Origin of the sequence: Tundrisphaera lichenicola (assembly GCF_051175385.1) — a bacterium.
In the GTDB taxonomy this organism is placed as follows: domain Bacteria; phylum Planctomycetota; class Planctomycetia; order Isosphaerales; family Isosphaeraceae; genus Tundrisphaera; species Tundrisphaera lichenicola.
Map to the genome: position 1 here is coordinate 133,420 of NZ_CP195108.1, position 24,239 is coordinate 157,658.

9 protein-coding genes and 1 pseudogene are annotated in these 24,239 nt (G+C 65.9%); 5 read left to right on the forward strand and 5 right to left on the reverse strand.

The window, feature by feature from the left end:
- Positions 1-12 precede the first annotated feature (12 nt).
- From P12x_RS30900 to P12x_RS30910, 3 genes are all read left to right on the forward strand, one after another.
- The gene (locus P12x_RS30900) at positions 13-2,796 is read left to right on the forward strand and encodes a CHAT domain-containing protein (RefSeq protein WP_435011945.1); all 2,784 of its coding nucleotides are present in this window, start codon (positions 13-15) and stop codon (positions 2,794-2,796) included.
- On the forward strand, positions 2,793-3,629 hold the full coding sequence (locus P12x_RS30905; RefSeq protein ID WP_435011946.1) for a hypothetical protein: 837 nt from the start codon (positions 2,793-2,795) through the stop codon (positions 3,627-3,629). The genes P12x_RS30900 and P12x_RS30905 overlap by 4 nt, the downstream gene beginning before the upstream one ends.
- A gap of 610 nt (positions 3,630-4,239) precedes the next feature.
- Positions 4,240-12,951: an Ig-like domain repeat protein gene (locus tag P12x_RS30910; protein WP_435011947.1), complete on the forward strand. Its 8,712-nt coding sequence runs from the start codon at positions 4,240-4,242 to the stop codon at positions 12,949-12,951.
- A 118-nt stretch (positions 12,952-13,069) separates the two neighbouring features.
- Here P12x_RS30910 and P12x_RS30915 read toward each other — a convergent pair whose 3' ends face one another.
- The 3 genes from P12x_RS30915 to P12x_RS30925 all read right to left on the reverse strand — a co-directional run bounded on the left by P12x_RS30915 (position 13,070) and on the right by P12x_RS30925 (position 17,750).
- Entirely contained in the window at positions 13,070-13,450 is a 381-nt protein-coding gene (locus P12x_RS30915) for a recombinase family protein (protein WP_435011948.1), read from the reverse strand.
- A gap of 1,202 nt (positions 13,451-14,652) precedes the next feature.
- Positions 14,653-16,287, reverse strand: coding sequence for a hypothetical protein (locus P12x_RS30920; protein WP_435011949.1), 1,635 nt, complete (start codon positions 16,285-16,287; stop codon positions 14,653-14,655).
- 521 nt (positions 16,288-16,808) lie between these two features.
- Positions 16,809-17,750, reverse strand: coding sequence for a recombinase family protein (locus P12x_RS30925; RefSeq protein WP_435011950.1), 942 nt, complete (start codon positions 17,748-17,750; stop codon positions 16,809-16,811).
- A 509-nt stretch (positions 17,751-18,259) separates the two neighbouring features.
- On the opposite strand from P12x_RS30925, the gene P12x_RS30930 reads away from it, so the two are divergent.
- Both P12x_RS30930 and P12x_RS30935 read left to right on the forward strand, forming a co-directional pair.
- Positions 18,260-18,940, forward strand: coding sequence for a transposase (locus tag P12x_RS30930; RefSeq protein ID WP_435011951.1), 681 nt, complete (start codon positions 18,260-18,262; stop codon positions 18,938-18,940).
- A gap of 144 nt (positions 18,941-19,084) precedes the next feature.
- Positions 19,085-19,249 (forward strand): annotated as a pseudogene (locus tag P12x_RS30935) (H-X9-DG-CTERM domain-containing protein); the annotation flags it as partial.
- Here P12x_RS30935 and P12x_RS30940 read toward each other — a convergent pair.
- Positions 19,243-23,238, reverse strand: a complete 3,996-nt coding sequence (locus tag P12x_RS30940) for a serine/threonine-protein kinase (protein WP_435011952.1) — start codon at positions 23,236-23,238, stop codon at positions 19,243-19,245. The pseudogene P12x_RS30935 and the gene P12x_RS30940 sit on opposite strands and share 7 nt — an antisense overlap.
- Before the next feature lie 148 nt (positions 23,239-23,386).
- Positions 23,387-24,028 carry a sigma-70 family RNA polymerase sigma factor gene (locus P12x_RS30945; protein WP_435011953.1) on the reverse strand — a complete coding sequence of 214 codons (642 nt, stop codon included), beginning with the start codon at positions 24,026-24,028 and terminating at the stop codon, positions 23,387-23,389.
- Between the last annotated feature and the right edge of the window lie 211 nt (positions 24,029-24,239).

Sequence of the window (24,239 nt, forward strand, 5' to 3'; positions counted from 1 at the left end):
CATTGCCGTCCCATGGACATCGCCGAGGCCGTGAACAGGGAGTCCGCGATCGATGCAGCTCTGAAGGCCGGCCGCATCGGACAGGCCGACATCTTGGCGCAGGAGTACTTCGCCGCCTCGAAGGGGATGGCCACGGAAGACGGTGAGGATCCATCGCTCCGCCCTCCGTTCCGATCCCTCTATGTGGCCGCCCGGGTCGCGGCGGCGGCCGGGCATTTGGAGCGGGCTGCGTCACTGCTCGAAGGGCTCCTGGATCAGCTCGGGCGAGTCGCGCCTCCGCTGAAGCGGATGGTTCACCTCCTCGAGGCGGAGGTCGCCGCGCGATCGGGGCGCCGAGGCGAGGCTCGGACACACCTGGACAGGGCGTGCGACCCTGAGGATGGCGATCCTGTCGATCCTCAGCTAGGGTTGCAGGAGCTGCGGATTCGAATCCGGCTCGGCGAGGTTGACGTCCTCGGCGAGCGACTCGCCGCGCTCGCCCGCGCCCTGGAACGCAGGGGCGACCTTCCCAGCCTCGCTCTAATCGAACTCGAGTGCGGCACTGCGCGCCTGGATCTAGGCGACCTCGATCGAGCCGAACGACACTTCCGGAACGCGGAAGCCCTGATCGAACGGGGCCGGGACGGACACCTCCACGTTGCCATCCTGCTGGGGCGGGGTCGCCTGGCCCACCTGCGCGGTCATTACCAGCAAGCCCTGGACGCTTACGGGCAAGCGGAGGACCTCTGCGAACCGGAGGGCGTGCAGGGCCAGGCGGTCCAGCTCCGGCACCTTTGCGTCCTCGTCGAGCTGGGAGAGACAGTCCGGTCCAGGAGGGCCTTCGAACGCCTGGCGGCCGGCCGGTCCCCGGACGAATTCCCCGAGGAGTTACGAGGCCTGGCGCGGCTGGTCGGGTCCGTGCTCGGCGCTGACACGGCGGAACCGCCCGGGTTCGAGGCTGAGGGCCACCGGCACGCGTCGCGGGGGGAATTCCGCGAGGCGCGTGTCTCCTACCTCCGGGCGCTGGGCGAGGCGGCAGGTCCGGAGCGACAGGCGAGGATCGCACTGGCCCTCGGCTTGCTGGCCCTCGCGTCGGGGGACCGGGCCGAGGCTACTGCCTGGCTTCATCAGTCCCGTGACGAGGGCGATGCCCTCGGCCTGCCAGAGGTGCGATTGCGGGCTCGGCAGGCCCTCGGCCGGATCGCCGCCGAATGGCGGGGCGACGACGATGAGGCGCGACGGTGGTACGAGGAGGCAGCGCCCCTCGCGGAGGCGCAGGCCGCAGAGCTGTCCGACCCGATCCTCCGGGCCACGTATCGCCGGGACCGCCTCGGCGTCTCCCAGCAGCTCCTGCTCGGAGCCGCCCGGCGTGGCGACGCCCGTGGGGTATTCTCCTACCAGGAATTGCTCCGCGGGAGGCTCCTGCTCGAGCTGTGGCACGAATCCGCCCGCCGAGGCGGCCGGCCATCCACCCTGATGACCGACGAGCTCGAGAATCTCGATCGCTGCATCGACGAACTTGACGGGGCGGTCAACGTCTCAAGCCCCGAGGCCCGCCGTGAGTACGCTGAGCTCGTCCTTAAGCGAGATCGCCTGCGAGATCGCCTGCTTTCCGATCGCAGGCGGATCGGGAGCGCAGCCCTGCCCAGGTTGGTCGATCTAGATGAGTTGAGACGCAGCCTGCCGGCGCGCACGACTTACATCTCCACGAGCATCGTCGAAGACGAGTTAGTCCTGGTCGTGGCAAGCCGCGACGCGGCGGGCTTGGTCATCCGGGAGGAGAAAGCCTCCGAGCTGGTCGAGCAGATCGAAGCCTTCCGCGACGTCGTCCGGGGCCAGCTCGGTCGTTACGCGCAGGGCTGGCCAATGGGTCCCGCGGAACGGACCGAGCTCGACAGAGTTCTGAATGAAATCGGCCAGGGTCCATTGGGTCGGTCCCTGGGCAAGGCCCTAGATGGCACGGGGGAGCGACTACTCTGGATTCCCGACGGGCCGTTGCACGGCCTGCCGTTGCAGGCGGTCCGGATGGACGGGCGCTATCTGATCGAGGCGTACGAGCTGGTCTATGGGTTCAGCGGATCGCTGTTCGTACACCAGGCAGTCCAGCCGCGCCGGCCCTGGTGGCTCAGGGGACCGGCCGTCGTAGTAGCGGGCTCGCCCGACGGATCACTCCCCTTCGCACCGGTCGAGGGGAAGGGGGTCGGGGCTGCATTCGCCAGGCGCCGAGTGCTGGAGACGCCCGACTTGGCGCGGCGCGCGACGATCCGGCACCGGCTGTCACGGGTGCTCGTCCTCCACCTCGCTTGCCACGCAGAGTTCTCGGCCGAAGATCCCCTGTCGGCGTGTGTCGTCTTGCCCTCGGGCGAGCGCTGGCGCGCCGACGAATGGCCCGACGCACCGGTCGGTGGCCTGCCCCTGGTGACCCTGAGCGCCTGCCGATCGGCCGAGGTGGCCGCCCTGGCCGGTCAGGAAGTCTTCGGGTTGACCTGCGGCGCGCTGAGCGGCGGGGTGAGGGCGGTGCTGGCCGGCCTGTGGTCCGTGCCCGATCGCGAGGCGCTGGAAGTCATCTGGCGGTTTTATCGCCATCGCATGGTCCACGACATAGGCACGGCGCTGGCCCTGGCCCAGCGCGAGGTGCTGGCGGATCCGGAAGGCTCCCCGCTCTTTTGGGCCCTCTTCACCCTCTTCGGCGATCCGACCGCCCTTGCCGCCTCCCCACCCTGGGCGCGGTGGTGGCACCGCTGGCGTCAGCGGATCCACGAGCGGCACTGCCGGTCGATCGTCCGATCGTTCGAGAACGAGGTCCGATTACGATGAAGGACAGCGCTTCCCCACGCCCGCTCGCCACGAACCGCGCGGGCCTCATCGTCTTCGCCAGCAGCGCGTCTGTCCTGGCCCTCCTCCTCGGGGTGAACCACCGGCTCTACGGGAACTTGTACGTGTTCAACCGGCAGTGGATCGCCTGCGGTGTGGCACTGGGGGTCGGTTCCCTGCTGGTCGTCCAGGCCTACTCGGAGGGGCGCCGGAGGCGTTGTCTCGCCTGCGGAGTGCTGGCGGTCGGCCTCGCCGTCGCTGGGTGGTGGCTGGTCCCGAACGCCAACGGCGACAGCTTGGCACGACTCCACCTCCGCACCTTGCGCCTCCTGTCGGAGCTACGTTCCCTGCCCCTGGGCGAGACCAACCAGTTCCGCAGCGCGACGGAGAGCCGCGACCGCGTCGTCGATCAGTTGCCCCGGTTCGGCCGTTCCATCCGGGCCGAGGAGGGGCGGTGGTTGAAGGAATCGCTCTCCGGGGCCGTCACCAAGACCGAAGCGCTGCTCCCCTCGGACCCGAGCGGGGCCCTGACGGTCTTGAAACGGGCCCTGAAAGACCTTCCGGGACCGGAGAAGTACGAGCCGGAAGCTCCCCCGGACCAAGACAGGTTCCGCGAGGTTTGGCGGCGGGCCAAGAGGCTGCGGCTCAAAGCGGCGAAGGCCGCGGCCCTCTCCAAAATCACGGGGAAAGACTACCAGGCGGCCGCCGGGATCGCCGCGGAGCTCCGCACCGCCGCCTGGAACGACGGGTACCGGGAGGAAACAATCGACGCGGCAACCGAGAAATTCATCGACAGCGTGCTATTTCTTAATTCTCTCGACGAACTTAGTCGTTGACGTTTACCGACGAAGGAGTAGCGACAGTCGGACCTCGATATCCCTCAGCGGGGTGGCGGGCATGGTGCCAGTTAGCTACCAAGAAACCGTGCCAAATAGCGGCTCTCCCGCACTTCCGATGCAGCCGGCCGTCCCCCCGGTCCTGAGCGACCGAGAATTCCCGGAAAGCGAGGACCGCTAAGCCAGTAGGCAACCCTGGAGCACCGAGAATGCGGGAGAACCCGCTTACCGACGAACTTAACAGACACCGCCACTTTTTTAACAAAATATTTACACTACTGGAAATTCAATCCCGAAAACTTCTCATTGGACATGGGACCGTCTTATGGTCCTTTGGGGGCCTTCGATCACGCTGAGATGGGGCAGGGTTACAGCAGTTCACACTCGCGATGCGCCCGGAAATTGGAGACAGGCACCCGGCCCGCAACCTTTTCCCCAGATGGGAAACTTCACGACCGGGCCGTGAGCCAGTCCCAATTTCCTCGTCAGTGCGCGCTTCGATCGTGAAGCGCTGTAATGGCCCGTCCCATCCGATCGTCGTTGCCGATGGACCAGCCCCTTTGCGGTCGGAGGGACTTCCGCCACCCTCCCTGAACCTGGATGGACACCCATGTCTCGATCTCGCGTCCGTCTTTCTCCCTCCGGCCCAACCCGGAGGTCCCGCCGGGAGAGCCAACGGCCGCGTTTTCATTTCAACCCAGGTTCGGATCCGGGACTCGAGGCGCTCGAGGCCAGGATTGTCCTGTCGACGGTCACCTGGAGTGGTGCCGACTCGGCGACTTCCCTCAACTGGACGGACGGGGCGAACTGGCAGGGGTCGATCGCCCCGGTGGCGGGCGATGCCCTGGTGTTTCCCGCCTCGGCTTCCAGTTACTTCCCGATCAACGACTTCGCCGCCGGGACGAGCTTCGCCTCGATCGACATTCAAGGCACGGACTACGACCTCGTCGGCTCGTCGGTCGAGTTGACCGGCAACCTGATCGGGTCGTTGACCTCGGGAGCCTCGGTCTACGAACTTGCCACGACGCTCGATAGCGGGGTCGTGCAAGTGGCCAGCGGGGGCCAGCTCATCGCTTCCGGCAAATTCAGTGGTTCCTCGGGCCTCCAGTTGACCGGCGGGGGCGGCCTGTCGCTCCGGGGAACGGTCGCGAACGACTACACGGGAACCACGACGGTCGACTCCGGGACGCTGACCCTGGATAATCTCCCCTCTCGATATTCGGTGCCCGGCGACCTCGTGGTGGGAGGCTCGGGTTCCGCGGTCGTCAACGAGAGCGCTCCTCGACAGATCAACCCGACCTCGACCCTGACGGTGAACACCAATGGCCAGTTCAACGTCAATGGCGGAACCGAGGCCATCGGCTCGCTCAACCTCAATGGCGCCGCCCAGATCTACACGGGGACTTCCGCCGCGTTACTCTCCGGTCTCCTGACCATCGGTGGCGACGTCACCGCCGACACCTCGACGAGCACATCCGCGATCCACGGGGTGATCAACCTGGGATCGAGCGACCGGACCTTCAACATCATCTCCGGCACCCTCGATATCTCGGCGACCGTCAAAGGGGACCACGGCCTGATCAAGACCGGCACCGGCACCCTGATGATGGATAACAACACGAATCAGGTCGCCGGCCAGACCTTCATCAATGCCGGCGTGATCGCCTATTCCGGAGGGAACGCGATCAACTCGTCGGCTTCGCTCGGGATCGAAGTCGCCTCGGGCGCGACCATGCAGATCTATTCTGTGGGCCCGGTCTCGGTGCCGGTCCGGATCATCGGCAGCGGTGCCGGAGGGGCTGGGGCCCTGCACGACACGTTCTTCAGCAACGACAACTTCTCGAACCTGATCCTGACCGGCGACGCCACGATCCGATCGGATAGCACCGGCCCGACGATCAGCAACGCCCTGGTCGACGGCGGTAGTGCCTACGCACTGACCAAGATTGGCAGCGGCCGCCTCACCCTTTCCGGGGCCAACACGTACACCGGCGGAACCACCATCAATGCGGGGCTGCTCTTCGTCACTGGTTCGATCGTCGGCAACGTCAATGTCTTCACTGGAGGCGAACTGGGCGGTTCGGGGACCGTGGGCGACGTCACGACCGCCGGCGGCACGGTCGGCGCGGGCACCAATTCCTCGTACGAGATCAACACCGAAAACTATGCGTCGATCACGCTCGATTCCACCGCGATCTTCTCGGCCACCGCGTACAGCGGTACCACGCCGGGAAGCGGATACAGTCAGGTGGTCGTCTCCGGAGCGGTGGCGCTCAACGACGCGGCCCTGTCGCTGCTGACCCAACCCACGGTGGGGTTCACGCCCGGGCCGAACAACCCGCTGGTCCTCATCACGGGGGCCACCTCGCTGACGGGGACCTTCCAGGGGCTGGCCGAGGGGGATACGGTCCCCCTGGGCTCGTACAACTTCAAGATCACCTACGTCGGCGGGGCCGGCGGACACGACGTGATCCTCAACCGGATCGTCTCGACCACGACCAGGGTTGACGTCCCGGCCGACTCCTCGGTCTTCAGCCAGTTCGTGACCTTCACCGCCAGGGTGACGGCGATCGAGGGGGGCACGGCCACCGGCACCGTCACCTTCTTCTCCGGCGCCACCGTCCTGGACACCGGCACCTTGAGCAACGGCGTGGCGACCATCTCGACCAATGTCCTGCCCGCCGGTGCCAACTCCATCACCGCCATCTACAATGGCGACGAACTTGACCTGACCAGCAACAGCAACGCCTTCCCGGTCACCCAGGTCGTGATCAAGGACGGCTCGACGACCACCCTCACAGTCCCGGGAACCTCGTCCGTCTTCGGCGAGTCGATCACGATTTCGGCCCTGGTGGCGGCCGACGCACCAGGCTCGGGAACGCCCACCGGATCGATCAGCTTCTTCGATGGCACGACCCTGCTCACCACCACCACCCTGGTCTCGGGCGGGGCCAGCTACTCCACGACTGCGCTGGCCCCGGGCGTCCACAGTTTCAGCGCGTCGTACGCGGGCGACTCCGGCTACTTCCAGAGCTTCTCCGCGCCCGGAAGCCAGACCGTCAACAAGGCCTCGACTACCACGACCACTCCGACTTCGAGCGGGCCGTCGACCTTCGGCGAGTCGGTGACGTTCTTGGCCACGGTGGCCTCGGTCGCCCCAGGCTCGGGGATTCCGACGGGCACGGTGACATTCCTCGACGGTGCGACCTCGCTGGGGACCGCCACCCTGGACGGTTCGGGCGTGGAGAGCTTCAGCACGGCGGTCCTCGCCGCCGGCACGCATTCGATCACCGCCACTTATGGCGGAGATCCCAATGACACGATCTCCACCTCGGGAGCCCTGAGTCAGGTGATCTCGAAGTCGGACACGACGACCGGCCTGGCGGCCTCCTTGACGACGGTCCCCTTCGGCCAACCGGTCACACTCACCGCCACCCTGGCCACCGTCGCCCCGGGCGTGGGCGTTCCCACGGGGACGGTGACCTTCTACGATGGGGCGACCTCGCTCGGCACCGGAACGCTCGACCCGACGGGCATGGCGACCCTGATCACGGCCTCGCTCGGCTATGGGTCGCGGTCGGTCACCGCCGCCTATGGGGGTAATGCAAACTTCCAGGCCAGTACCTCTTCGGTCACCACCATCTCGGTCAGCCTCTCGACCCCGACGATCGCCCTCACCTCGCCGACCAACCCCACCGTCCGTGGTCAGTCGGTCACCCTCAACGTCACGGTTTCCCCCCAGTCCGTCAACGACGGGACCCCGACGGGCACGGTGACGTTCTTCGACGGCGCGACCAACCTGGGCTCGCAGCCGCTCGTTTCGGGTTCGGCCTCGTTCGGCACCTCCGCCCTCTCGGTCGGCTCGCACTCGATCACCGCCGTCTACGAAGGCGATTCGAGTTTCCAGAGTGTGACCTCGGCGGCCACCACCCAGGTGGTCAACAAGGCGGCCTCGCTCGCGACGGCCCCTCCGCCGACCGCGATTATCTTCGGCCAGTCGGCCACGCTCTCCGTGACCGTCACCGCCGTCGCCCCCGGCTCGGGGACGCCCACGGGCACGGTGACGTTCTTCGACGGCGCGACCAACCTGGGGACCGCCACCCTGGACGGGTCGGGCACCGCCTCGATCTCCGCTCCGGGCCTGACGGGCGGCTCCCACTCGATCACGGCCACCTTCGATGGCGACTCCGACTTCCTGACCACCACCTCGGCAGCGGCGACCCAGGTGGTCAATCAGTCGGACACCCTGGCGACGATCGCTCCCCCCTCGCCCGTTGTCTTCGGCCAGCTCCCCACGCTCTCGGTGACCCTCTCGGCCGTCGAACCTGGCTCGGGGACTCCTACGGGTACGGTCACGTTCTATGAGGGTGAGACGCCGCTCGGTCTCGCCACGCTCAGCGCGGGGACCGCCACAATCCACCCGACCGGCCTGAGCAGCGGCTCGCACTCGATCACCGCCGTCTATGCCGGCGATTCGAATTTCAGGACCACGACCTCGGCGTCGGCGAGCCTCGACGTGAACCAGGCCAGCACATCGACAGTCCTCGCCACGCCATCTGCGGTCGTGTTCGGCCAGTCGGCCACGCTCTCGGCCACCTTGACCGCGATCGCACCCGGATCGGGCACGCCGACCGGAATCGTCACCTTCTTCGAGGGTATCACCCTGCTCGGGACCGCCACGCTCGACGGTTCGGGCGTCGCCACCTTCCACCCCTCGAACCTCTCCGTCGGCGATCACTCGATCACCGCCAGCTACGCCGGAGACTCCAACTTCACCGTCAGCGACGCCACCGCCGTGACCCTGACCGTGACCCGATCCCCCTCCACGGCCACCGTCGCCCCCACCACCGCGGTCGTGTTCGGCCAGTCGGCCACGCTCTCGGCCACCTTGACGGCCACCGCACCCGGATCGGGAACCCCCACCGGATCGGTGACGTTCCTCGACGGCGCGATCAGCCTGGGAAACGCCACGCTGGACGGATCGGGGACCGCCTCGATCTCCGCTTCGGGACTCTCCGTCGGCGCCCACGCCATCACCATCACCTACGCCGGTGACGCGGGCTTCCTGGGCTCCACCTCATCGGTGGTCAATCTCGTCGTGAGCCAGGCCAGCACAACGGCGACGGTCACGCCTCCCCTGTCGATCGCCTTCAGCCAGTCGGCCACTCTTACCGTCACGCTCGCGGCCAACTCGCCCGGAGCGGGGACGCCCACCGGCACGGTGACGTTCTTCGACGGCGCGACCAACCTGGGGACCGCCACCCTGAATGGCTCGGCCTCGGCGACGATCACTCCCTCGGGCTTCTCGGTCGGCACTCATACGATCACGGCCACCTATGCCGGAGACGGTAATTTCCTGGGCTCGACCTCGGCGATCGCCAATCTCTCGGTAACGACCGAGGCCAGCACCACGACGATCACCCCGGTCGTCTCGGCCGCCACCTACGGCCAGGCGGTCACCTTCACCGCGGCCGTCGCCTCCGCTAACGCGGTCCCCAGCACTCCGACGGGAACCGTCACCTTCTTCGACGGGGCGACCTCGCTGGGGTCGGGAACCCTCGATGGCTCCGGGAACGCCTCGTTCACGACCTCCACCCTGGGAGCGGGATCGCACACGATCTCTGCCGTTTATAACGGCGACGCCGATTTCGGGTCGAGCACCTCATCAACCACGACCCAGGTCATCAACCAGGCCGGTTCCGCGGCAAGCCTCGCCACGCCATCCTCGGTCGTGTTCGGCCAGGCCGCCAACATCGTGGCCACCTTGACCCCCGTGGCGCCCAGCACGGGCACACCCACCGGAATCGTCACCTTCTTCGAGGGCATCACCCTGCTCGGGACCGCCACGCTCGACGGTTCGGGCGTCGCCACCTTCCACCCCTCCGACCTCTCCGTCGGCGATCACTCGATCACCGCCAGCTACGCCGGAGACTCCAACTTCGCCGCCAGCAACGCCACCGCCGTGACCCTGACCGTGAGCCGATCACCCTCCACGGCCACCGTCGCCCCCACCACCGCGGTCGTGTTCGGCCAGTCGGCCACGCTCTCGGCCACCTTGACGGCCACCGCACCCGGATCGGGAACCCCCACCGGATCGGTGACGTTCTTCGACGGCGTGACCAACCTGGGGACCGCCCCACTGGACGGATCGGGAACCGCCTCGATCTCCGCTTCGGGACTCTCCGTCGGCGATCACTCGATCACCGTTTCCTATGCAGGCGACCAGGACTACCTGAGTTCCACCTCGACCGCAAGGACCCTCAGCGTCGCCAAGGCCAGCACGACGGCGACCGTGTCGCCTCCGGTTTCGGTCGTGTTCGGCCAGTCGGCCACGCTCACCGCCACGCTTGCGGCCAACTCGCCCGGCGCGGGGACGCCCACGGGCACGGTGACGTTCTTCGACGGTCTGACCAACCTGGGGACCGCCACCCTGAATGGTTCGGCCTCGGCCTCGATCACCGTCCCGGGACTCTCCGCCGGCATCCATCCGATCATGGCCACCTATGCCGGCGACGGCAACTTCCTGACGACCACCTCGGCGGTCGCCATCCTCTCGGTCAACACACTGGGGACCACCACAACGATCACCCCGGTCGTCTCGGCCTCCACCTTCGGCCAGGCGGTCACCTTCAGCGCGGGGGTCGTCGCCAACGGCGTCGTGCCGCTTGCCCCGACGGGGACCATCACCTTCTTCGACGGGGCCATCTCGCTGGGATCGGGCACCCTGGACGGGACCGGCCACGCCTCGTTCACCACGTCGAGCCTCGATGCGGGGTCGCATCAGATCTCGGCCGTCTACAACGGCGACTCGGCCTTCTCGACAAGCACCTCGACGACGACAACCCAGGTTGTCAACCGGGCCAGTACGACGACAACCCTGGCGACATCGGCGAGTTCCACCGTCTCCGGTCAGTCGGTGACCTTGACCGCGACGGTCGTGGCGGTCGCCCCCGGGGGCGGGGTCCCGATCGGCACGGTCTCGTTCTTCGACAGCGCGACGCTCCTCGGGACCGCCAGCCTGGATGGATCGGGCTCGGCCGTTTACCAGACCAGCAGCCTGTCGGTCGGGTCGCACTCGCTCACGGCCAGCTACGGCGGGGTCCCGAACGACTCGCCAAGCACCTCGTCGTCGAAGCCAGTGAGCGTGAGCCAGGCGTCCTCGACCGTCGCCCTGATCACCTCCAACCCGGTCCGGACCTATGGACAGGCGGTCACGTTCACCGCGACCGTCTCGGCGGCCGCCCCCGGCTCCGGGGTCCCCTCGGGCTCGGTGACCTTCTACAACGGGTCGACCCCGATCGGTAGCTACAACCTGACCGGTAACTCCGGCTCCTCCTCGGTCGCGTCGGTGACGCTCTCCAGCCTGGACGCCGGAACCCTCGCGATCACGGCGAGCTACTCGGGCAGCCCCAACTTCCTGGTAGCGACCTCTCCGGCGATCACCGAAGTCGTCAGCCCGGCCTCGACCTCAACAAGCCTGACCACGGCGAACAGCCAGGTGTTCTTCGGCGAGCCCCAGACCCTGGTCGCGACCGTCAACGTCGTAGCCCCGGGGGCTGGTACGCCGACCGGCAAGGTTGACTACTTCGACGGCTCCAACCTGCTCGGCTCGGCCCCCCTGATCAACGGGGTGGCGACCCTGACTACCACGGGGATCTCCCAGGGATCGAGGCGGCTCACCGCGTCACTGGCAGCCAGCAACAACTTCCTGGGCAGCACCTCGTCTCCGGTCAGCATCCTCGTGATCGAGTCCTCGACCTCGGCGGTACTCACCGGCCCCGGCGCCTCGGTGGTCGGCCAGCCGGTCACCTTCCGCGTGACGGTCCAGCCCATCGCCCCGGCCACGGGCATCCCCCAGGGCGTGATCCTCTTCGAAGACGGGGCGACCTTGCTCGGCCTGGTCCCGCTGAACAGCCAGGGCGTTGCCAAGATTACCGTCTCGGACCTCGGGGTCGGCTCGCACTCGATCCGAGGGATCTACGCCGGGGACGGCAAGTACACCGTCTCGGCGGCCTCGCCGCTCTCGGTCACGGTTTCCCGGTCCGCCTCGATCTCATCCGTCTCGGCTCCGTCTCCCTCGGGGACCAGCCAGGCGATCACGTTCTCGGCCTCCGTGGTTGCCCAGGCCCCCGGCATGGGCATTCCCACCGGTAGCCTCACCTTCTTCGACGGGTCGACCTCGCTGGGATCGGCCGTCCTAGTGAACGGGAGCGCGACCCTGACCACCGACTCGGGCACCCTGGCCATCGGCCAGCACCCGATCACCATCTCCTACCCGGGGGACGGCAATTTCGGACCTTCCACCTCGACGGTCGCGAGCCTGACGGTCGTCCCGAGCTACAGCGGGGCGGTCTACCTCGACCTGAACGCCAACGGCCTGCCCGACCCCGGCGAGCCCGGCCTGGCGGGCCGGGTCGTCTATGCCGACGTCAACCATAACGGGGCCTACGACTCCGGAGACCCCACCGCCACCACCGACGCCAGCGGCCATTTCATCCTGTTCGAGGTCACTTCGGGCACGGTCGGGGTCTTCGAAGCGACCCAGCTCGACACCTCCAGCCGCTACGTCGTGGACCAGTTCCACGCCAATCCCGACGGGAGCCTGGCCATCGGCGTGGTGCCGATCTCGCCGATCGCCCCGGTCCCGGTTGTCCCCAACCCGTTCGTCTCCACCCCGGGGACCGACCCCAACACGGCCTTCGTCCAGTCGCTCTATCGGGCCGTGCTGAGCCGTAACGGGGGTGTCAACGATGTCGCGAGCTGGGTGGCGCGTTTGAACTCGGGGGCGACCCGGACGCAGGTCTCTCAGGCGTTCGTCAACTCGACCGAACATCGACAGGACCAGGTCGCCGCTTATTATCACGAGTTCCTGAACCGGACCCCCGATTCGTCCTCGACCTACTGGGTCAACCAGCTCCAGCACGGTGTCTCGGAAGAGCAGGTGGTCCAGGGATTCCTCAATTCGCCCGAGTACCAGGCCGCCCATAAAGACCCGACCCTGTTCGTCCGGGACCTCTATCTGGAAGTCCTAGGACGGCAGGGCGACGAGGCTGGGATCGCCGGATGGGTCGGGGCCATGGCCTCGGGAGTCGCCCGGAAGTCGGTGACGGCCGCCTTCGTCCGATCGGCCGAGGCCGCCGAGCAGATCGTGGAAAGCTTCTACGTCTCCTATCTCCACCGACCGACCGGGGGAGTCGCCTCCAACCCCTGGACTCTCTCCCTGGAGACGCCCGGAGGCTCGGCCACCAAGGTTGCCATCGGCATCCTCGCCAGCAACGAGTTCTTCCAGGACTCGCAGAACCGGGACGGCAAAAAGTCCTGATCACTCTCCCATCGGAGCCGTGGACCATCGCGGTCCCCGGCTCCAACAGGAAGAGGAGAAAAGGGATCACTCTTCTTGTGGCTTTAGGCTACCGCCCAGATTCCTGCGAAAATATACGCTAAGGGCGGTGCCCCCGCGTCTTGCCTTTTGAAGCCTTTACGGCGAGCTTGCGGGTCCGGATGAAGTGGTGGAGCGCGGTGCGGGAGACGCCCACGATCTTGGCGATCGACGCCTTGGACACCGTCTTCTCGAGCAGCATCCGGATCTCCTCCTCCTTGCCGTCCAGCTTGGACTTTCCCAGGGCACCCTTGGGACGCCCCAGCAAACGCCCCTTGGCCCGCGCGGCCGCCAGTCCTTCCTTGGTCCGCTGAGAGATTAGGTCCCTCTCGACCTCGGCGAACAGCCCGAACAGGGTGACCATCACCTTGGTCTGCATGTCCTGCTTCACCTCGAAGCGAATCCCTCCCTTGATAGCGACGAAGCGGACCTTCTGCTTCACGGGGTTCCGATAGTAGCGGAGAAATAAACAACGAACTTCCAGAATGGTTGTTCTCGCAATCGATCCTTTTCAATAAGGCCAAAGGCTTTACGCCCAGGTCTCGCGATATCCGAGGGTTTTGATTCTCAAAAACCACTCTCGAATAATCCTTCTCGATTCAGGCCATCGGAGACGGGTTTCGAGAAGCAAAGCACGGTGAAAGAGGGGCCTTGGGCCAAGTTCGTTGTTATTTTCTCCGCTACTATCGGAACCCCAAGACCGGCAACGCGCTTCCATTCGATCCCGGGGGAGAGCCCATGGCCGAGGCCGAATTCTGGGATCTGATTCTGGGTAGTCTGCGGTTTTTGGTGGAATTAACTGCGAGCAGTCAATAATCTTTCAGCATGGGAAATACGAACGTTGGACCACCTGATTAGCACGGGTGGTTCGCCAAAACTCCCGATCGCGCTAGCATCGAGATATTTGAATGCAAAAATTTTTCAGCAGTGTTAGGCGGATGAGTTACCTCAACAATGAGTCCGTGGTCACCCACCTTCGGCCTCTCCTGGTTCCCCTTCGATTGAAATGGCTATGCGGACTTCTTCTGAGCATCGGCACCGGGGAGGCAGCCAAAGCCCATGGCGACGAGGGGCACATTTCCGAACCCATCCGTGTCGCACGTTCCGAAGCGAGCGGCGTTGTTGTGGTGCTTGGTCAAGCGGAAACGGGCCAGGTTAGTGAATCGTACCCGACCGACGGAGCCTGGGTGTTGACCGAATGGCTCTATGATACCCTCGGAAGACCCGTCCGAGACGCCTTCGGAAGACACCTCGCTAGGTACCGTTGGCAGCCGAGGCGGCTTTTGCCCGCACCGGGGGTCTATGCGTCCGCCCAAATGGTGTCTCCCCCGGCCCCCTCGAAGAGCCTGCCATCCCCCCCCGCACCCCCGAAATCAATCCCGATGGCCGTTGTGGTCGAAGCCAATTCAGCAGCGAGATAGTGGTTTTCGCTTAGTGCCGATGACTCCCATTCAGCTCGACTCATGCAGATTTCGGCGGCTCGAATTGCCTTGAATCAAGGCCCGCAAATCACTGTATGAACAGTCGAAGGTGTCCCAAAATCTGCATCAGTCGGGCTCAGCAAGGTTGCAACTCTCCCGAAAGAATTTGCGGAACCAAGAGGACGACCTCTCGTCTCCGCTCGCGAGCAGCCGCCGTTTGGGGTCACGCCTCTTGGCCCCCATTCCGCGGCTCGGGCCCGCTTGATACCGGTCGAGACGTGAGGCAGAGCCAGCGGGCGACAGCCATCGCGACCTCATCGTCCTCGAAATAGCCAGAGTGCCCGCCGAGATAGCGGTGAGTAGGGTCGGCCTTGGGTCCGTCCACGAATGTCGAAGGCGTCGCCCCGAAGTCCGTAACAGGAATCGGCCCCGCTTGGTTCCAGGATGTGTTCATGCCAAAATCCACGGTTTTTAGAGCGAAACGAGATCCGATCGGCTCATCTTCACGGTTCCAGTTCATCCAGCGCCGGAGCGTTGGTAGTGACGGTGGGCGAACCTCGCTCCCTTCGTGGCTGACGAATTGCGGGTACCGCTCCCAGATCCTCCGCAGCGGGCACGCTAACGTCACCAGATCGGCGGCGAACCCCTCCGGGGGTGGGGTAGTCGCCGGGACGGGGGAGTCGCTTTCACGCGGTGAGATCGGCGCCCAGCGCTCCAACGCCGACAGGGCGATGACCGTCCCGAGGCTGTGACCGACAACCGGCGTCGGGGCGCCGTGCCTCCTGTGTACGAAGGTGAGCAGGCTGCGCAGTCGATCGTCGAGCACTGCCGCCAGGGATGATCCCCCACACTCCTCGCGGTCGCCGAAGAAGGCGCGGCCCAAGACGGTCTGATCGACTCCCCTGACCCTCGGGAAGTAATTCCCGACATCCTGAGCCAGTTCCATGACCGGAAAGAACATCGAGCGGAGTTCCGACGAGAACATGATTAAGTTCAATGGAAACAACACCGAAATCACGATACTCGAAAAGATCACGACCGCCCGATAAATCGGCTCATTCGATGCGTCCATATTTCCCGAAGCAAAGACGAAAAAAGGTACGTGGAAGGCCCCGAGACACACTCCCATAACGCTCACCCAAAGAGTGACGGGCACCAAAATGAACAGGGCGACGAATAAGCATTGATGCAAGACGCCCCCCCGCCGCTCGTCTTGGCAAGGGCTTTCCCGATATCCCCCGAATTGGCGATCGATCCATCGCCTCGCCCGACGGAGGCCCTCCAGGGCTACGAGGAGCAGTGTGAGGAATAACACCAAAATTTGGGAGAAGCCGGAGAAGGTGTTCGCGGCATAGAACCATTGGGGCGGAAAGTACAATCGTCCGGTCTTGGCCGATCGGTAGACGCCGTTCTTAGGAGCCTGATCGTCCCGATCGAAATCGATCGCGCCACCCTTTTGGATGATCCCCATCCTGGTCAGGAAATACGAGGCGCGAATCTCATATTCCTCTTCGATTAGCGGCTTTTCCCGGGGCGAGCCACTCGCGTCCAACGGCGCTTTGTGATCCATCCGGGATATCAAGGCCTGGGGAATCGTCTGAGTCAGGATCCAGGTAACCATCAGGGCTGCGGCGGCCGTCGAGATCCCTGGTGCTCGGTTGGTCTCAACCCGCTGGCTTCGGCGACGCCGACGATTTAGGGCAAGCAAAAGCGACAGGCCTAATCCAGTCAGGAACAATGCCAGCGTAAGGGCTAGGTCCAGGGGCAGAATCAGATCGAACTCATGGAACGACCATGACCGCGGGAGTCCCCACCTCGACACGATCGCGATTACGGCCATGGCGAACCGGACGATCATCAGGCCCCACGTCGCGATGTAGAGGGTACGTGTGACCGCAGCTACCCCTGATATCACTCCCGAGTCGGGCGTGGAGAGGGCGTGGACCCCTAAACGGGGCAGACCCGTGATAAACCTCCAGCACTGGCGAGCCCACCCGAAGGCGCCCGTGCTGCTCCTGCTGAGGCTGCCCCAGTAAAACTCGTAAACCGAGAGAGATGGGCCTGCCGGGGAACCGTCAGACTGACATGTGGTTAGTTTATACTCGACGCTGCTGAACGAGTCAGGCTTTCCCTCGACTGCCGCAAGGTTCCACACGTAGCGATCGGTAACGGTAGAGAGGCCGACTTTTCCTCGGATCATAGCCCGTGCCAACGCCTTTGTGAACCCCCGAATTGTCTCCTCCTCGACCTGGCTTCCTACCCCATGCACCACCACGATTGCTCTGACCTGTTCTGGACATTCGCCGGTCGCAACCTGCGAATTAGCGGCAACTAGTTCTAAGACTCTTCCAACCTCGGACATGAAAATTTCTCCTGACTCTACCGGATTGCAGGTTTTGGGTTTCTGAAGCCCATCAGTGAGGTCGATGCCATCAGGTTGTGGAGCCAATGCTCATGGTAGCGCTTGCCGTTGAGCCGATGGGCGGGGCTCTCGAACGCCCGGGGGCTCTTACCCCGCGGCGCGTAGGGCCGGAAGTTATCCAGCAGCGCCCAGCCCCTGAGCCGCGACTCGGACGAGCCCTGATGGCCATGCAGGCCCCGGCCGGCGTACATCAGCCGGCACAGCTGGTTCATCGGCCGGTCCACCGCGTTGCTCGTGCGATGGCACCCCGGATAGTCGTAGGCCACCGCATAGGACTCCGTCTTATTCACCAACTTCTCCAGCATCTCACGCACCGGGGCGGTCCAGGTCCGGTCGCCGACCCACCGCTGGAATTCGCCCATCCGGCGGAACAGCTCTCCCCGTTCCGCCTTGTTGCGCTTGCCGCGGAGCAGGCGGCCCCTCAGGACATGGAGTTCGGCCTCGCTCATGATCCCCGCCAGCCCCAGCAGGAGGCGATCGTTGTACTCGCCCGGGTCGTACAGGCCGTCTTGGTCGACGAGCAGGACTCCGAAGACGGCTGCCAGCTCGATCAAGTGATACCAATCCTTGCACGAGCGAGCCAGTCGGCTCATCTCCGAGCCGAGAATGATGCCAACATGGTCCATGCCAATCTCGGCCAGGAGACGTCGGAAGCCGGCCCGGTCGACGGCCGAAGCTCCGCTCTGGCCGAGGTCGTCGTCGATGACCAGGACGCGGTCGGACCTCCAACCCAGCTCGACGGCCCGGCGGGCCAGCTTGTACTGGAGGTCGGTCGACTCGCGGTTCTCGAGGACCTGGCGAGGTGTCGATTGCCGGACGTAGACGACGGCTAATCGCTGGAGGTGCCGGTCGCCGATCTTGCGGGAGACCTCGATGTCCCGGGATTCAGGCCCGCTCATCGTTCGCCCCCTTCGCCGAATGAGGGCGGAGCTGCTGGTGGATCAGTCGACCCAGGATGTGGAGCACTCGCCGCCGATCGGTCTCGGGCAGGGCTGCCCAGAGTCGGTTCGGAGGTGGGGGCGTTCGGTCCGGGCGGGGGGGAGCGGTCGTCGGGGCATGTCGCGCATGGTGGCTCCTCGAGGAGGCTCGCCTGGCGCCGCTCGGCCCAGAGTGTCAGGCTCAGCAAAGCCGAGAGCGGCAAGACGGGCCGATTATCCCGGGAGTGACGGGCCGTGTCGATCGGCGTCTTGTGTCCACGACGTGAAGACGATCAAACGGCAGATGTACGGCCGAGCGGGATTCCCGCTCTTGAAGGCCCGCGTCGTGAACGCGGCATGATCCAGAGGCTCGACCCCGGCCAGTGAAGATGGGGGCATTGTCATCAAAAGAGCGGGAGAACCCCTTTTACACGATCATTTCCAGACGAGATCCTCACCTCCGAGGGCCTCCGCTGGCGGAAGCACGAGAGTTGGTTCGGCGAGCGGGTGGACCCCGACTTCGCCGCAAAAAGGGGGCGATCGAGCGGCTCTACACCGAGCCCCCCGAGGGGTCGGTCGTCCTCTGCCTGGACGAGATGGGTCCCACCGTCCCGAAGACCTTCCCCGGCCAGGAGCCCATCCGGGCCGACCCGGGCATCGGGCCCGATGGCACAGCTCGGCCGCCGGGCGGGCCCGGCAGGAGATCGAGACCGGCACCCGGCGGCTACGTCTTCGGCGCCTTCCGACCGGCCACCGGCGAGGCGTTCACCGCCTGCTACGAGCACCGCCGCTCGGCCGACTGGGTCGATTTCCTCGAACAAGTCGAGGCGTGGGTCCCGGCGGGGGTGAGCCGGGTCTACGCGGTGTTTGACAATCTGGTGACGCACCGCACCACCGACGTGTTGCTCTTCGCCCTGTGGCATGAGCGCTGGGAGTTCGTCTTCCAGCCGACCTACGCGGCCTACCTGAACTTGATCGAGCCGTGGTGGAAGGTGCTCAAGTCGCTGGCCCTGAAGGGGCGACGCTTCCGGACCTGGGAGGAAGTGACGCGGGCGGTCGAGGAGGCCACGGGAGACTGGAACGGGCACCGGCACCAGTTCATCTGGGGCCGGCGGAGGCGGCACCGGCCCAAACGAGGGCCGGGGATAGCCGCGGCCCCAGGCGTCAGGTAACTTGCCGGATGCACCATATAACTTTCTCCTTTCACAGAATGGCTTTGCGGGTTCCGGTCCAAGTTCAAGCAAAAATCCTCGATGCAAAGTACGATCTATCCGCCATTTAGATCTTAGATCGAGTTTCTGTTCCAATGATTGTCGGACCCCGACTTCTACGCGGGCTCGCGGAGCCGCCACCCCGGCGGTGTGAACACCGGGTTCGGCGACGGCTCGGTGCGGTTCATCAAGGACACCATCAACGAGCAGGTCTGGGTCGGCCTGTCCTCGATCCGCGGGGGCGAAGTCATCTCGGCCGACAGCTACTGAGGGGCCGCGATCCGCTCGGCCTCCGGGACGACCGCGCCGAGCTCGTCGAGGAGTTGCTCGCCGCGGCGGTGGTATTCGTCGGCCCGTTCTGGAATGACGCGGGAGGCGTCGAGGAGAGCTCGGGCGAGTTCGTAGCGGGCGCCGTGCGTCTCCGCTGCGACGATCGCTCGCTCGAGGTAGTTGGCGGCCGCCTTTGTCTTGCCCATTGCAAACGCCGCGCGACCGCTGACGCGAAGGGTGTGCGCCTCATAGTTCGGGTACAACCAGCCGATGAACCGTGCGAAGCGGCTCTCATGCCTCGCTTTCCGCGCCACCGCACGACTCGGGCCTCCCTGTCTTTCGGCCCAGCGAGGGCCGAGGAGACTCTCGACCAGCATCGGATAGGTCGGGGCCACGAACTCCATCAGAAGCAGGTTCACCCTGATCAAACGCGCGGCTTCCTCGAGTGCGACGCGTGCCCCAATGTGATCAGACGCCTGCAACCGGACGAACCCCAATACCTGTTGGGCTTTCGACTCCACGGTCGAACCGCGTGAATGCAGGATCTCCACCGCGCGAAGCGCCAACTCCGAGGCTGGATCCGTCTGGCCGGCGCACGCCAGGGCGTAGGCTTTGTCAAAGTATCCCCAGCTCAGAGCCTCGCCGTCGCCGCGGACGTTGCCGAGAGAGATCTCCACCTCCGCCTCGGCGAGTTCCCTTGGAATGTCACCACGCACCTCTTGGATATGATACAAAAAATGATGTGCAAATAATGAATAATAATCGCCTGTCTTGTCGAGGACACCCAGCGAGTCGCTAAGATAGGCCTCCCCTTCGTCAAGTAGGCCGCCGAAGTAGTACGTTGTGCCCACGTGCGCCACGGTTCTGGCCCAGATGACATCGCGGGGACGCAACTCCACGGCCTTGAGGGAGGCACGGATGTAAAATCGAGCGAGTCGGTGCATGCCGAACGCCCCCAAGTTGAGCGCGAATTTCGAGTACGCCACGGCGTTGTGTTCGGACTTTTGGGTATCCTTGGCGATCGTGGCCGCCTTGTAAGTTGCGTGTACATATCTAATTACACTTTTAGTTCCAAGTATTTGTATATATAGGTAATACGACGCAAACGCGATATCGAGCCTGCGGGCACGGTCGGGACCACCGCCAGGGAGGCGTAGCCAGCGCGGAAAACAATAGAAGTAGAGCGAGCTCTTCCAGGTGTCGAACAGAGTTCCCGCGAGGCCGGCGGGGCGCGGGTATCCCACTTCCTCGAGGGCCGCGTCGAGGTGGCGGAACGCGTCCTCGAACTGACCCTTCCGATGGTAGTTCTCGCCGAGACCGTGCTCGGCGGTCGCCCGGGCGATCCGGTCTTCGGCGTGCATGATCGCCTGCATATGAGCCTCGATGGCGTCGTCGAGCCGGCCCGAGGAGCCGCAGGCCTTGCCCATCATCATCCACAGATTGCAGTGCGTCGCCCTGTCGGCATGATCGGGCAAGAGCTTCTGGGCCAAAGTCAACTGACCGATCGCGTTGTTGAAGGCATAGGCCTCGAGCGCGGTCTCGGCGGCCTCGACCGTGTAGGTGAACGCCTTCGGCCGATCCTCGGCGTTGCGGAAGTGATCGGCCAGCAACGCCGGCGCGACGGCCTGGCCGCCCGCGCGCCGGGCCTCGAGCCGCTCTCCCACCCGGCGGTGGAGGCTCTGGCGGCGCGCGGCCGAGAGGTCTGCGTAGGGCATCTCGCGGAGCAGGTCGTGGACGAACTCGACGCGGCCTGCGTTGGCCGTCTCGCGGAACACGCGGCGCGGCAGGAGCGCGTCGACCGCGTCGAGGACGTCGGACTCGGACAGATCCGGCACGACCTCTCGCAGCAGGTCGATGTCGACGACGGCGCCGATGACGGCGGCGGCGTTGAGCACCTGCCGGGCCTTCTCCGGCAGCCCCTGGAGGCGCAACCGCATCACGTCCCGCACCGTCTCGGGGAGGTCCGAGGCGTCCGCCGCCTCGGCGCTTAGGATCCAACCACTGTCGCCCCGGGTGATCGCGTCCTTCTCGAACCACTCGCGGACCGTCTCGGCGACGAAGAACGGGTTGCCGCCGCAGAGGAGATGGACGCGGGCGACGAGGTCGTCGGACAGCTCCTCGGGCCGGCAGTTGAGCCGCAGGGCGATCAGCTCGCGGGCTTCCTCCTCCCCCAGCGGGTCGAGGTTCATTTCCAGAATCTGCCGGCGCTCGCGGAGCGGGGGCAGAAACGATTCGAGCTGCGGGTAGCCGGTGCGGGCCGAGCCGACGATGACCAGCCGGGGCGGGGCGGCCGGGCCGTCGGCGGAGGTCCGGCGGGCGTCGGACAACGCCGCGGCGAGGTGGCGTAACAGGTCGAGCGAGCTCTTGTCGGCCCACTGCAGATCCTCGAAGCTCAGGCAGACCGGTTGGAGGGTCGCTATTTCGAGGAAGAACGAAGACAGGGCGCGGAAGATGTAGTCGGCCTCGCGGCCGAAGTCGATCTGGCGGTACGCCTCGCCGGGCAGGTATTTACCCAGCTCCGGGGCGACGCGGAGCAACTCGCCGCTGTAGTCGTTGACGACCGCCAGCAGGCGGTCGAGCGACTCGGCCGGCAGGCCGGCGACTTGGGTCGCCGTCAGATCCTCGCCGGCCGGCGCCTCGGCCTCGCGCCGCTCCTGGAGCCGCAGCTCGGCGACGAGCTGGCGAATGATCTCGACGAACGGCTGGAACGGGGAGAGGTTCCCGTCGAAGCAACGGCCCTCGTACACCTGGCAGCCGTGGCCGCGGGCGATCCGCTCGGCCTCCTGCACGACGCTGCTCTTGCCGATGCCCGGCTCGCCGCGGACGAGGATCAACGACGGGGGCACCTCGCCCACGGCTCCCTTCGGCCCGGCCGCCGTCGGGCGTAGGCAGCGGCGGAGCAGGTTGTCGATCTCCTCCTGCTCGCGCAACCGGCAGACGAAGCCGGTGACCGACAGCCTCGGCCGGGCCGGCCCCAACGCCGCCAGGGAGTCGTCGGCCCGGAGATCGAGTCCCAGGTGCGCGGCGATCGCGTCGCGGAGCAGCGCGCCCGATTCGGGCCGGCGGTGCGCCTGCTTGCGAAGGTAGCGCATCACGGCGTCCGCGATCGGGCCGGGCAACGCGGGATTGGCTTCGGACAGCGGGCGCGGCTTGTCGTTGAGCTGCGCCTGCATCAGCGGGCGCACCCCGGCCATCCGCGCCTCGGGGAACGGGTAACGGCCGCTCAACAGCTCGTAACCGACGAGGCCGAGGCAGTAGAGGTCGGTGCGGTGGTCGAGCTCGTCGTTGTTGATCTGCTCGGGGGCGCAGTAGGCCACGGTGCCGACGAACCCCGCCTCGGCCGAGAGCGACGACTTGACGCCGTAATACTTGGCCAGTCCGAAGTCCATGAGCCGGACGTCATGGGCGGCCACCCCGTCGGACCCGGCCGCCGGCCGCACGAGGATGTTCGACGGCTTGACGTCGCGGTGGATGATCCCGTGGTGGTGGATGTAGTCGAGGGCGAGCGTCACCCGCAGCAGGGCGCGGAGCACCTCGTCGAGGCCGAGGCCGGCCAGGCTGGTGATCGGCCGGCCCTGGAAGAGTTCCATGGTGAAGAACGGCTCGCCGCCGACTTCCCCGTAATCGAAGACCCGGATGCAACTGGGGTGCTGGAGGGCCGAGATGGTGCGGAACTCGCGCTCGAAGCGGCGCCGGGACGTCCCCGTGAGTGACGACTTCATGAGCTTCAGGGCGACGTCGCGGTTCTCTCGGGCGTCGCGGGCGCGGTAGACGACGCCCATGCCCCCCTCGCCCAGCCGGGCACCGACCTGATAGCGGTCGTGCCGCAGTTCCTGGCCGGATGGCGGGACCGGTCCGTCCGGCCCGGCATCGGCCGATTGGTAGGCGGACGTGGCCGAGTGCCCGGGCCTTTCCCCGGACTCCGGCGTCAGGTCGAGGAAATCCATCATCTCCGCGACGGCGCGGAGCCGCTCCTCGACCTCGGGCACGGCCTCCGGACAGTCGGCGCAGAGTTGGTCGACGGTGATCGACTCGCCCCGTTGTCGGAGGGACTGCCATCGGAGCACCAGGTCATCGACGGAACGGTCGCGTGCCACGGAAATCCCCCCGCCCCCGAGACCTGACCCCAAAGCCGCCTTACTGTGACGAGCCGTCCGTGAGTTCGCGGTGGAGTTTCACTAGCGCCGATTCCCACCACCGGCGGACCGACCTCACGTCGACCTGGAACAGCTCGGCCACCTGGGCCTGGGTCCACCCGTGGTAGAAGACCAGGCCCACCACCTCCCGCTCCCGGACCGGAAGGCGCTCCGCCTCTTCGTGAAACCGGGTCCACCGCTCCAGGTCGTTCACGTTCGCGACCGGGCCAGGCGGGTCGAGGGCCGGGCGGCTGTCGGCGGGCCGTGGTGCGACGCTGTCGTGGTTCGCGCCCTGGCCCTCGGGGCCGTAGTAGTGCCGGGCCAGGTCGAGCAGCTCGCGCCGCATCTGCTCGGCGGCGAGGCCGAAGAACGCCCGCGTCGAGTCAGGCTTCACGGTCTCCAGGGACCGGAGCAGGCGGAGCAGGGCGTTCTGCAGCACGTCCTCGGCTTCGACCCAGCGGGCGACCCTTCGGTCGCGGCCGGCCATCTTGCGGGCAAGCGCCTCCAGGCGACCCTGGAAGCCGCGGATCAGCTCGTCCCGCGCGGAGGCGTCGCCGGCCCGCATGCGGTCGAGCCATTGGACCATCAGCGTCGTCTGGGCGGCCGGATCGACCATGGCCCTCGCTCCAATCGGAGTGCACATAACGCAACTTTCGATACGGGCTTCGATTATGATCTTCTTCCTCCCTTACCGAAAGAATCTTTTGGCACACTATGCCCGCTTATGCGGCGGATCTTCGCTTACTGGATAGCTGAGTCGAACGGCCTGGGTGGATGAGTCAACGGGATCGCTTTTGACGGGGCGGGCGGTCCGTCGGTCCATGGATCGCTCCTGGGGCGGGCTTCGCCGGAGG

Excerpts from the sequence above, each read along its gene's own strand:
- P12x_RS30900 (WP_435011945.1), top strand. The coding sequence starts at position 13 with ATGGACATCGCCGAGGCCGTGAACAGGGAGTCCGCGATCGATGCAGCT.
- P12x_RS30920 (WP_435011949.1), bottom strand. The coding sequence starts at position 16,287 with ATGATCGTCCGGTTCGCCATGGCCGTAATCGCGATCGTGTCGAGGTGG.
- P12x_RS30925 (WP_435011950.1), bottom strand. The coding sequence starts at position 17,750 with ATGAGCGGGCCTGAATCCCGGGACATCGAGGTCTCCCGCAAGATCGGC.
- P12x_RS30905 (WP_435011946.1), top strand. The coding sequence starts at position 2,793 with ATGAAGGACAGCGCTTCCCCACGCCCGCTCGCCACGAACCGCGCGGGC.
- P12x_RS30945 (WP_435011953.1), bottom strand. The coding sequence starts at position 24,028 with ATGTGCACTCCGATTGGAGCGAGGGCCATGGTCGATCCGGCCGCCCAG.
- P12x_RS30910 (WP_435011947.1), top strand. The coding sequence starts at position 4,240 with ATGTCTCGATCTCGCGTCCGTCTTTCTCCCTCCGGCCCAACCCGGAGG.